Source organism: Pseudoalteromonas sp. SG43-1 (assembly GCF_014164415.1).
Lineage (GTDB): Bacteria > Pseudomonadota > Gammaproteobacteria > Enterobacterales > Alteromonadaceae > Pseudoalteromonas > Pseudoalteromonas distincta.
Genome location: NZ_JACJFD010000032.1, coordinates 44139 through 54867, shown reverse-complemented (window position 1 = coordinate 54867; position 10729 = coordinate 44139). Strand labels below are relative to the sequence as shown.

Sequence of the window (10729 nt, the reverse complement as noted above, 5' to 3'; positions counted from 1 at the left end):
CTGGAAAGATACCAAGCGCACAGGGCGTGCATCTGTGAAAGTGTTATGGCAAGGATGGCTTAAGTTACAAGCCATCCTGGAAGGCTACGATTTAGCAAAATCTCTTGAGTCAGACTTGTGATCAAAAGACAGCTAATTAGCGCCTTTTTGATTATTGTTTAATTTTTATAATTGCCACTCTCTGGCTATCAGCTCACTTGGTTGACTCGTTAACCACTCTTGCGGGCGTAAGTAATACTGATATAGGTTAGCTTCTGGGCTACTTGGCTCTGGTTTATAGTTATATTCCCAGCGTGCAAGTGGTGGCATAGACATTAATATAGACTCAGTGCGCCCGCCACTTTGCAATCCAAATAAAGTGCCCCTATCCCATACTAAATTAAACTCAACGTAGCGCCCGCGACGATAAAGCTGAAAATCACGTTGTTGCTCTGTGTATTCGTCATTTTTGCGACGTTCAATAATAGGTAAATAGGCATCTAAAAATCCATTACCCACCGATTGCATAAACGCAAAACTCTTTTCAAAACCAAGTTCGTTTAAATCGTCAAAGAATAAACCGCCTACTCCGCGAGTCTCATCTCTGTGCTTTAAATAAAAGTACTCGTCGCACCAGGTTTTGTATTTTGGATAAACGTCGCTGCCAAAAGGCGCACAAATGTCGTGAGCAACTTGATGCCAATGTTGTACGTCTTCTAATACTGGATAAAAAGGAGTGAGATCAAACCCGCCACCAAACCACCATATTGGCTCTTCGCCTTCTTTTTCGGCTATAAAAAAGCGCACATTGGCATGACTTGTTGGTACATGAGGGTTTTTAGGGTGAATAACTAACGACACACCACACGCATGAAAGCTGCGCCCTGCAAGCTCTGGTCTGTGCGCTGTTGCCGAACCAGGCATTGAAGCGCCAAATACATGAGAGTAATTAACTCCGCCTTGCTCTATTACAGTGCCATTAGTGGTTACGCGTGTACGACCACCACCGCCTTCTGCTCGCTGCCAGTTATCTTCTATAAATTTAGCACTGCCATCTGCAGCCTCCAAACCTTGGCAAATAGTGTCTTGCAAAGCCATAAAGTATGCTTTTACTTGATTTAATAATTCGCTTTGCATATTAACCTCTAAATATTTTGCCAGTCATGGCGTCTTTGATTGTGCTTGGTTGAGTATTACCACCTAACGGCTCGTCAACGTAAAAGCCAACTTGTTCTGCAAATTGCGCTTTGGCTTGCTCAATACTAATTACCGTTTCTTGACCGGTTAAGTTTGCACTGGTTGATACTAATGGCTTACCAAACTCTTGGCACAAACGCTTTACTGTTGGATGGTTTGTTACTCTTACCGCGATGGTATCAAACTGCCCTGTGAGCCATTTAGGCGTATTTTTAGATGCAGGCATAACCCATGTAATTGCAGCAGGCCAACTCGAAAAAATATCAGCGCGTTTATCCATTGGTATTTTTGCATCATCTACGTATTTTAATAATTGTCCGTAGTTATCAGCGATTAAAATAAGCCCTTTTTCAACCGGGCGCTGCTTAATAGCTAATAGTGCCTCAACGGCTTGTTGATTATCTGGATCACAACCTAAACCATATACAGCTTCTGTTGGGTATAAAATAACTTCGCCTTGCGTTAAGCATGTTATTGCAGTGGGCGTATTTGAAAGGTCTGACAAAGTAGTCTCCAGATATAATTAAACGTTATTCAGTTGGGGTGAGCTTATGCATGCAGCTTTTTTGTGGGCATTGCAATAATATGCCGTTTGCCATATTTCTTTCTATGACGATAGGCCAGTCACATTCAGGACACGGATGTTCAACCGGTTTATTATTAAGCGTGTATTTACAACTTGGGTAGCAATCACAAGAATAAAATACTTTACCAAACTTATTACTGCGCGCGACTAAATGACCTTTTTTGCATTTAGGGCAACTAGGCAAAGTATCTTCGCTTTGCTTTTCTTCATTTTCGTTAGCAATGTAATGACACTCTGGATAACCCGTACACCCAATAAACATACCATAGCGGCCATTTTTAACCACCAGCGGTTTGCTACACTCAGGACATGCTGAATCTTCTAATATTTTGATTTCGTTACTGTCGTGATGTGCCAGCGGCCTAATAAAGTCGCATTTGGGATAACTTGCGCATCCTAAAAAAGGGCCTGATTTACTATTGCGGATCACTAACTCTGAACCACACTGTGGGCATATCTCGTATTCTTTTTCGAGGGCGTGCTTGTTCGCCGAGAAAAGCGAATGGTCGATTTTACTCATGGTGATCCTAATAGGTTGGTGAATTTTCGCCTAATATACCCAAACCACTTAAAGATACAAGCAATGCCGTGCTTATCCTTTTGAGTAATTTGAGTACAATCAAGATAATTATCTCTAATGAAGAAGTTCGCTGGGTTCATCAAAAATCAAATCTTCCATTTGCTCATATGCCTCTTCAGAGCCAGGAACGTTAAACAAGATCATAAGTACAATCCACTTTAAGTCTTCTAGGCTTATAGTTGGTTTATCGAGAGAGGCTAAACAGTCCATTACCATTTCACGTGTTACATTGTTAATTACGCCTATTTGTTCAATAAACATTAAAAAGCCAAGACACTCAGCGCTGAGCCTTTGGCATTCACTATCGGTAAATATACGCACAGCATCTTTAGGGTTAGCAATAAGATAAGGAGACTCATCGCTGTGTTGTAAATCGGCTAGTTGCTCTAACCAATCAAGAGCTTTAAATATCTCAGGCTTATTAAAGCCAGCACGCAGTAGCTCATCGGTTAACTCATTTTGCTCTGCAAATATATCCGCTTCGCTATGAATGTAATTTTCAAAAAGATACAAAAGAATATCAAACATATTACCTTCCTGCGCTTAACTTGATGTAACCATCTAACACTCGCTCAATCTGATCGTCTAATTCTAAATCGAGCAACCTACTGAGTACTTTATCTATTGGCCACTGCGCACGACGCACAATGTCATCTACACTGGTTACTTCAAAGCCAATACTATTTAAAACCTCACATTGAGAATTGGCTTGAATCGGCTGCTCTTTATTAAATACATTATTGTCGTAAGTAAAACTCACCTCATCAAGAATGTCAGCCACGTTTTCTACCAGCTTAGCACCTTGCTTTATTAAAAAGTGACTTGCCTGCGCTAATGGGTTTTTAATAGAACCCGGTACTGCAAATACCTCTTTATTTTGTTCAAGTGCATAGCGTACTGTAATTAACGAACCACTTTTAATTTCAGCTTCAACAATAAGCACTCCTAACGATAATCCAGAAATAATACGATTACGGCGCGGAAAGTTGTGCGCATGAGCAGCTGTGCCTGGTAAAAACTCACTCACCAGCAAACCGCTTTCTAAAACTTGGTCTGTTAATAGTTTATGGCGTTTGGGGTAGTAAATATCAACCCCAGTACCAAGCACCGCTATGGTTTTCCCCGTACCAGCAAGAGAGCCTTTGTGTGCTGCACCATCTATTCCCCGCGCCATACCTGAAGTAACTGTAATACCCGCCAAAGTTAACTCGTATGCAAATTCTGAGGCTATTTCAAGCCCGGTAGGTGTAGCATTACGACTGCCAACAATTGCAATTTGTGGAGTTGATAATAACGAGACATCTCCCCTGCAAAATAGTAATAAAGGCGCACTGGCAATCTGCCGGAGATCTTCTGGGTAAAGCGCATCAAAAATACAGACAACAGTAATGTTGTTCAGCGCTATTAATTGCTCATAATGACTGACTTGTTGCCAATTGGTGTTGAGTAAATTACTCGCTTGATTAGCGGTTAACCCAAGCTGTAAAAGCTTGTCATGAGATAAGTCGAATAACGACCCAAGGGAATAGTTTGTAGATAGTGCTAAAAGGGTTTTTATACCCAACCCTTTACACATATAAAAGGCAAGCCAGTGGGCTAGCTTGCCAGATGACTGATCCATGCTCTCTCCTAGAACACCGACTCGCTACTTCTTAATGAATAACTGCAATATCTCCAATGCGAATTGGGTGCTGGTTTTTAGTTATTAATGCATAACTTACTTTGTCATACACTTTAAAGACAATTAGCTCACCAACTTTTTCTTTAGGCATGGTCCACGTTGTGTTTTGTTCGTCAGACTCATCACCAAATAATTGGCTCACATCAGATAAAAGCTTCTCATATTTACTAGAATCTTCTGGGTAACGAGGGCCACGAGGACCATCAATAACCGTTGGTGATTGACGCTCTAGATCTAATACATGACCCGCTTCTATATTTTGTTCACTGCCTAAGTTTAGCACCACAACATCCATTGTGCTGAATTCTCTAACTTCGCGTGGTGAAGCAATAATATTACCTGTTACAGGTTCTAAAGGACGGTGTATATCAAAGTACGCAGGAAGCATTTGGCCTTCCATTGCCGGCATTAAAAAATCACCTTGCTGAATTTCTCGTTTAACAGACTCAACACGTAATGATGAAGGCACGCCATTTTTCTCATCGCCCGCTCTAAAAGCACGTGCTATACCCACATAAGATGCACGCGTTGCTAACACCTCACCGGTTAAGTCAGTGTAGGGGTCACCTTTATGGTAAATGGCATATGCTTTATGTACTTGTAAGTCGCCTTTAACATATAAAATATGGCCTAGCGTTTGTGTTTTAGTATTTTCGTTTGCACCTAAAATATAAGGTTTACCTTTAATATCGTCACTGTTCATTGCTTGCTCATAACTGATATAAGGTTTGATCATTTCAAGCGGCAAAGTAGTAATAGCATCACGCCCTTTTGGTGTAATACGACCCTGAGGAGATAGCTTTCTATATCCTTTATTGATCACTAAACGTGGGTTTCCATCTGCATCGTATATCAACGCTAATGCATCACCGGGGTAAATTAGGTGTGGGTTGTCAATTTGTGGATTCATTTGCCAAAGTTCAGGCCATAGCCAAGGCTCATCTAAATAGATGCCAGAAATATCCCAAAGTGTATCGCCTTTTTTTACAACATACTGTTTTGGTGCGTCTTTTTTTATTTTAAGTACATCAGCAACTGCGGGAAACGCAGCGCTTAACGTAAGCATGATTGCAAGTAGTGGAGATTTCATCGAGCTTCCTTGTATTGTTTTTTCATTATTATTGCCCAAAACCTGTTAAAGGTGAACGCGAATGGCTAAAATAAGAGCATACAATACCCTAAATTAAGCACAAGTGAAAAAGGTAACTATGGCTAGGTTAGAAGTTTTAAGATTTCCAGATGAACGTTTACGTACTGTAGCAAAAGATGTTGTACAAGTTGATGACACAGTACGCCAAATTGTAAAAGACATGCTAGAGACAATGTACGATGAAAATGGCATTGGTCTTGCGGCCACGCAAGTAGATATTCATCAACGAATCGTTGTTATTGATGTATCAGAAGAGCGCAATGAGCCACTGGTATTAATTAATCCACAAATCATTAAAAAAGACGGCTCTACCGTTAGCGAAGAAGGCTGTTTATCAGTACCTAACTCTTATGCAAAAGTAGATCGCGCAGAAACAGTAACAGTCGCTGCACTTAACGAAAACGGTGAAGAATTTGTATTAGATGCAGATGAATTATTGGCTATTTGTATTCAACATGAACTAGATCACCTTCAAGGTAAGCTATTCATTGATTACTTATCTCCATTAAAGCGCCAACGTATTCGTAAAAAGCTTGAAAAAGAAGCCAAGTTTGCAGAACAGTAATAAGCACCTTAGGAAAACTCAGTGACTCAACCATTACGCATTATATTTGCCGGTACGCCGGACTTTGCCGCACGTCATTTACAAGCGCTGATACAAAGCGAACACCAAATAGTGGGTGTATATAGCCAGCCAGATCGCCCTGCAGGTCGTGGTAAAAAATTAAAAGCCAGTGAAGTGAAAGAGCTAGCGCTTGAGCACAACTTACCGGTTTTTCAGCCACAGTCATTAAAAAATGATGAAGCACTAGCTGAGCTAACAAGCTTAAATGCCGACATTATGATTGTTGTAGCATATGGCTTAATTTTACCTAAAGCTATTTTAGAAGCGCCACGTTTAGGTTGTTTAAATGTGCATGGCTCTATATTACCGCGCTGGCGCGGTGCTGCACCTATTCAACGCGCAATTTGGGCAGGTGATGAACAAACCGGCGTAACAATAATGCAAATGGATGAAGGGCTAGATACCGGCGATATGCTACATATAAGCCGCTGCCCTATTAGCACAACAGAAACTAGCGCAAGCTTATATACAAAGCTTGCTGAGCTAGGTCCAGATGCGTTAATTGAAACCATTAATAAATTAGCTAATGGTGAGATCACCCCTGAACCTCAAAACGATGAACTTGCTAACTACGCTAAAAAGCTTTCTAAAGAGGAAGCTGATATCGACTGGTCCATGAGTGCGCTTCAAATCGAGCGAAACATTCGCTCTTTTAACCCGTGGCCAATGTGCTTTACCCAAATGGGTGGGCAAACAGTAAAAATTCATCAAGCGCAGGTTATGCTGCAATCAGGTGATCCTGGGCAAATTTTATCAAGCGACAAAAATGGCGTAGTAGTGGCGTGTGGCGAACACGCTTTATGTATTACGCAATTACAGCCGCAAGGTAAAAAACCAATGGCAATTAACGACTTTTTAAATGGTCGTAGTGACTGGGTTACTCCTGGCACAATATTAGGCGAAAACAATGAGTAATGTTCCAAACGTACGAGCGCTTGCCGCTGAAACTTTATATAACGTAGTTGATAAAGGCGCATCGCTTAATCAAGAACTTCCATTTGCAAGCCAAGGCTTGCCGCCTAAAGATAAAGCGTTGCTACAGCAAATTTGTTATGGCGTTTTACGCTACTTACCGAGCCTTGAAAATTACTGCCAACACTTAGTAGAGCAGCCATTAAAAGGTAAACGTAGAATATTTCAGTTTTTATTATACGTAGGTATTTATCAACTGCAGCATATGCGCGTACCACCTCATGCTGCCATTTCAGAAACGGTTAACGCACTGGCTCAACTACGCGCTTTAGGATTAAAAGGACTGATAAACGCCATTTTACGTAGCTTTCAGCGTCAACAAGCTGAGCTTGAAGAAAAAGCGAAGCTTATTCCGGTATGTTTATACAACCATCCAAATTGGTTTATTAAACAGGTGCAAACAGCCTACCCAGATAGCTGGGAAGCACTACTTGAAGAAAACCAGCAACAAGCGCCAATGTGGCTTCGTGTCAATCAAGCCCAATTTAGCACGCAAGAATACAGTGACATGCTCAGCGCTAACGATATTGAACACACCTTAAACCCTGATTTTATTGATGGGATTAAGCTTGCCAAACCACGTGATGTATTTTCGTTACCTGAGTTTGATACAGGTGCATGTTCAGTACAAGATGCTGCAGCACAGTTGGCAGCCCGCTTTTTAGAACCTAAAGCAGACGACTATATTTTGGATGCCTGCGCAGCCCCTGGCGGTAAAACATGTCATATTTTAGAGCTTGCTGATGCTGATGTACTTGCACTTGATAGCGACTCAACTCGCCTTGAACGTGTTAAGCAAAACTTAACTCGTATTGGCTTAGGTGCAGACCTACAATGTGGCGATGCATCGCAACCACATATCTGGTGGGATGAAAAATTATTTGATCGTATTTTACTTGATGTGCCTTGTTCGGCCACTGGCGTAATTCGCCGTCACCCTGACATAAAATGGTTACGTCGCGCATCAGATATCGAAGACTTAGCCAAGTTACAAAGCGATATTCTTGATAGCATTTGGCCACTGTTAAAACCAGGTGGCACATTGGTATATGCTACGTGTTCAGTTCTTCCACAAGAAAACCAACAGCAAGTTGCTAAGTTTTTAGCTAATAACGATGATGTAGAACATATACCTCTACACGAAAACGATACCGTAACAACGCCAGGTTTGCAGTTACTGCCCGGTGAAAGTGATGGATTTTATTACGCTAAGCTAGTTAAAAAAGCCTAATAGCCGTACACTAAATAGTTAGCCATTTATGAAACATTAAATGGCTATTTTTTTAATTAAATTATGATCAATACCACGGGTAAATAATGAAAATAATTATACTCGGTGCCGGGCAAGTTGGTGCTACGCTTGCTGAAAACTTAGTTGGCGAACAAAACGAAATTACCGTTGTTGATATAGACGGTAACCGATTACGTGAACTTCAAGATAAGTACGACTTACAAGGGGTTATGGGCCACAGCGCGCATCCTGATGTATTACGCCGCGCAGGTGCTGAAGATGCCGATATGATTATAGCGGTAACCAGTTCAGATGAAGTGAACATGGTTGCATGCCAAGTGGCATACAGTATTTTTAAAACGCCTACTAAAATTGCTCGTATTCGCTCAGAGCAATACTTAAAATACCGCGAAAAACTTTTTCAAAACGATGATTTACCAATCGATCATTACATTGCTCCCGAAGCACTGGTCACTAAGTATATTCGCCGTTTAATTGACTACCCTGGTGCTCTGCAAGTATTGCAGTTTGCTGATGGCATGCTCTCGTTAGTAGCCGTAAAAGCTTACTATGGCGGTTTACTTGTAGGTTATGCGTTATCTGCACTTAAAGAACATATTCCTAATGTAGAAACTCGTGTTGCCGCTATTTATCGTCAAGGTAAAGCAATAAAACCATTGGGTACCACCGTTATTGAAGCCGATGACGAAGTATTCTTTATTGCCGCTACAAAACATATACGCGCAGTAATGAACGAGCTACAAAAACTTGAGCGTTCGTACAAAAAAATTATGATAGCTGGTGGCGGTAACATTGGGGCAGGCCTTGCCCGCTCACTTGAAAAAAACCACACCGTTAAACTAATTGAACGCAGTAAAGAACGTGCTGAGCAACTCTCAGAAATGCTCGATAACACGGTCGTTTTTTGTGGTGACGCATCTGATCAAGAACTGCTCTCAGAAGAGCATATTGAACAAGTAGATGTGTTTATTGCCGTAACCAATGACGATGAAGCAAACATTATGTCGGCTATGCTTGCAAAACGTATGGGCGCACAAAAAACCATGGTGCTTATCCAGCGTGGAGCTTACGTTGATTTGGTACAAGGCGGCGAAATAGACATTGCCATATCGCCACAACAAGCAACTATATCAGCGTTATTAACGCACGTACGCCGTGGTGATATTGTTAACGTGTATTCACTGCGTAAAGGCGCAGCAGAAGCCATAGAAGCGGTAGCTCATGGTGATGAAAGCACATCTAAAGTGGTTGGTCGTGCGATTGCCGACATAAAACTTCCTGCGGGTACAACTATTGGCGCAATAGTACGTAATGACGATGTACTGATAGCCCACGATGATACAATTATTATGTCGGGCGATCATGTCATCATGTTTTTAATCGACAAAAAACATATTACCGTTGTAGAAAAACTATTCCAAGTAAGTGCTATATTCCTTTAACTAGTTACGCTAATTAGTTAGTTAATTTAAAATACAAAAAAGCCGCTGACTAAGGCGGCTTTAGTGGAGTATCTTCGAATATTGATTACTGTACCTTTGAAAACTCTTCTTTAGAGATTTCACCATTTCCATCAGTATCTAAATCATCAAAAATCTTCACAAGTTGAGGGTTAACCTTCGCTTCTTCCATTGAAATCGCACCGTCGCCATCTGCATCAAAAGAGGCAAAATCTACTGCAGCATATGCTGCTGATGAAGATGCTAAAACGATAACTGCAAGTGTTGTATTGAATGTTTTCATAATAATATTCCTAGTAATATGGGAAGTCCTTTTCAAAGATCCCTGACTGTGAAAAATGTTTAATTAGTAATTAGCGAACTCTTCTTTAGAAAGCTCGCCGCTACCGTCGGTATCTAGCTCAATAAATTCAGCCATTAAATCGGTATCGACTGCCGCTTCGCTTGGGCTAATTGTGCCGCTACCATCGATATCAAGGCTGTCAAAATCTGATGCTGCAAATGCAGCTGAAGAAGATGCTAGTACTATAAGTGCTAATGCTTTATTTAAATGTTTCATAACTTAATCCTTCAATGTTCTATCAAAAAAATTGCTTCGTTTAACTTAAAACGTAATTTTTCACTTCCTTGTTATCCTCTTTCGTAAGCTCCCTTGCCTACTTAGGTTGTCTTTGGCAACTCAGGATAAATACTTTTTAATTAAGCTTCTGAAAATTCTTCTTTTGATAACTCACCATTTTGGTCAGTATCAAGCTCAGAAAACATGCTCATTAATTTTGCGTCTACTGATGCTTCTGCTTGGCTAATTGTGCCACTGCCGTCTACATCAAGTGTGTCAAAATCTGTTGCTGCAAAAGCGGCTGAAGAAGATGCAATAGCGATAAGTGCTAAAGTTTTATTAATGCTTTTCATAATATGTATCCTTCAAATTTATGTGTGTGCGATTAAGTGTTTCACTTTGAATCACGATTTCGTTCAGTACACCCTGACTATTACAACTTAAATGCCAACATTGAAAAGCCATTAAATTTCAAGAAGTTAAAAAGAATACGTACAATAAGTAGGAATTTTCAGAGTCATTACTGTTGCCTTTTCGCAACACGCTTTAGAGGTAAAGAACTAAAGTCATTAAAAACAACTAGTTATGTTTATATAAAAAGATACATTTTAAAATGTAGAGCTATAAAAGGAGGGATTTTAAAAAATAATTAAGGTTAATTTTAACGAAGTAGCTATAACAACAAAAA

The 10729-nt window shown here is 40.5% G+C and carries 13 protein-coding genes; 4 read left to right on the top strand and 9 right to left on the bottom strand.

Annotated features, from left to right (window positions below):
• Positions 1–165: 165 nt before the first annotated feature.
• The 6 genes from hemF to H5159_RS18350 form a co-directional block, all read right to left on the bottom strand.
• Complete coding sequence (gene hemF / locus H5159_RS18375; RefSeq protein ID WP_024594982.1) at positions 166–1116, bottom strand: oxygen-dependent coproporphyrinogen oxidase; 951 nt, start codon at positions 1114–1116, stop codon at positions 166–168.
• Between the two features lies 1 nt (position 1117).
• Entirely contained in the window at positions 1118–1681 is a 564-nt protein-coding gene (locus H5159_RS18370) for an L-threonylcarbamoyladenylate synthase (protein WP_004335153.1), read from the bottom strand.
• A 25-nt stretch (positions 1682–1706) separates the two neighbouring features.
• Positions 1707–2282 carry a type I DNA topoisomerase gene (locus H5159_RS18365; protein ID WP_004335155.1) on the bottom strand — a complete coding sequence of 192 codons (576 nt, stop codon included), beginning with the start codon at positions 2280–2282 and terminating at the stop codon, positions 1707–1709.
• Between the two features lie 114 nt (positions 2283–2396).
• Positions 2397–2870, bottom strand: a complete 474-nt coding sequence (locus tag H5159_RS18360) for a DUF494 family protein (protein WP_182780807.1) — start codon at positions 2868–2870, stop codon at positions 2397–2399.
• A gap of 1 nt (position 2871) precedes the next feature.
• A complete protein-coding gene (dprA, locus tag H5159_RS18355; protein WP_024594983.1) occupies positions 2872–3963 on the bottom strand; it encodes a DNA-processing protein DprA in 1092 nt (363 codons plus the stop codon).
• 31 nt (positions 3964–3994) lie between these two features.
• Positions 3995–5113 (bottom strand): LysM peptidoglycan-binding domain-containing protein, encoded by a 1119-nt coding sequence (locus H5159_RS18350; protein WP_138489867.1) that lies wholly within the window; start codon positions 5111–5113, stop codon positions 3995–3997.
• A 118-nt stretch (positions 5114–5231) separates the two neighbouring features.
• Here H5159_RS18350 and def point away from each other — a divergent pair, with 118 nt between their 5' ends.
• The 4 genes from def (at position 5232) to trkA (ending at position 9464) form a co-directional block, all read left to right on the top strand.
• Positions 5232–5738, top strand: a complete 507-nt coding sequence (def, locus tag H5159_RS18345; RefSeq protein WP_004335162.1) for a peptide deformylase — start codon at positions 5232–5234, stop codon at positions 5736–5738.
• Positions 5739–5759: 21 nt separating this feature from the next.
• Positions 5760–6713 (top strand): methionyl-tRNA formyltransferase, encoded by a 954-nt coding sequence (gene fmt / locus H5159_RS18340; protein ID WP_182738246.1) that lies wholly within the window; start codon positions 5760–5762, stop codon positions 6711–6713.
• A complete protein-coding gene (gene rsmB / locus H5159_RS18335; protein WP_182780806.1) occupies positions 6706–8001 on the top strand; it encodes a 16S rRNA (cytosine(967)-C(5))-methyltransferase RsmB in 1296 nt (431 codons plus the stop codon). Before fmt ends, rsmB begins: the two co-directional genes overlap by 8 nt.
• Before the next feature lie 86 nt (positions 8002–8087).
• On the top strand, positions 8088–9464 hold the full coding sequence (trkA, locus tag H5159_RS18330; RefSeq protein ID WP_154904167.1) for a Trk system potassium transporter TrkA: 1377 nt from the start codon (positions 8088–8090) through the stop codon (positions 9462–9464).
• 85 nt (positions 9465–9549) lie between these two features.
• Here trkA and H5159_RS18325 read toward each other — a convergent pair whose 3' ends face one another.
• The 3 genes from H5159_RS18325 to H5159_RS18315 form a co-directional block, all read right to left on the bottom strand.
• Entirely contained in the window at positions 9550–9765 is a 216-nt protein-coding gene (locus tag H5159_RS18325) for an EF-hand domain-containing protein (protein WP_182694279.1), read from the bottom strand.
• A gap of 63 nt (positions 9766–9828) precedes the next feature.
• Positions 9829–10041 (bottom strand): calmodulin, encoded by a 213-nt coding sequence (locus tag H5159_RS18320; RefSeq protein ID WP_004335174.1) that lies wholly within the window; start codon positions 10039–10041, stop codon positions 9829–9831.
• 140 nt (positions 10042–10181) lie between these two features.
• Complete coding sequence (locus H5159_RS18315; protein ID WP_004335175.1) at positions 10182–10394, bottom strand: EF-hand domain-containing protein; 213 nt, start codon at positions 10392–10394, stop codon at positions 10182–10184.
• Positions 10395–10729: the final 335 nt, after the last annotated feature.

Excerpts from the sequence above, each read along its gene's own strand:
- hemF (WP_024594982.1), bottom strand. The coding sequence starts at position 1,116 with ATGCAAAGCGAATTATTAAATCAAGTAAAAGCATACTTTATGGCTTTG.
- H5159_RS18365 (WP_004335155.1), bottom strand. The coding sequence starts at position 2,282 with ATGAGTAAAATCGACCATTCGCTTTTCTCGGCGAACAAGCACGCCCTC.
- H5159_RS18360 (WP_182780807.1), bottom strand. The coding sequence starts at position 2,870 with ATGTTTGATATTCTTTTGTATCTTTTTGAAAATTACATTCATAGCGAA.
- dprA (WP_024594983.1), bottom strand. The coding sequence starts at position 3,963 with ATGGATCAGTCATCTGGCAAGCTAGCCCACTGGCTTGCCTTTTATATG.
- H5159_RS18350 (WP_138489867.1), bottom strand. The coding sequence starts at position 5,113 with ATGAAATCTCCACTACTTGCAATCATGCTTACGTTAAGCGCTGCGTTT.
- def (WP_004335162.1), top strand. The coding sequence starts at position 5,232 with ATGGCTAGGTTAGAAGTTTTAAGATTTCCAGATGAACGTTTACGTACT.
- rsmB (WP_182780806.1), top strand. The coding sequence starts at position 6,706 with ATGAGTAATGTTCCAAACGTACGAGCGCTTGCCGCTGAAACTTTATAT.
- trkA (WP_154904167.1), top strand. The coding sequence starts at position 8,088 with ATGAAAATAATTATACTCGGTGCCGGGCAAGTTGGTGCTACGCTTGCT.
- H5159_RS18325 (WP_182694279.1), bottom strand. The coding sequence starts at position 9,765 with ATGAAAACATTCAATACAACACTTGCAGTTATCGTTTTAGCATCTTCA.
- H5159_RS18320 (WP_004335174.1), bottom strand. The coding sequence starts at position 10,041 with ATGAAACATTTAAATAAAGCATTAGCACTTATAGTACTAGCATCTTCT.
- H5159_RS18315 (WP_004335175.1), bottom strand. The coding sequence starts at position 10,394 with ATGAAAAGCATTAATAAAACTTTAGCACTTATCGCTATTGCATCTTCT.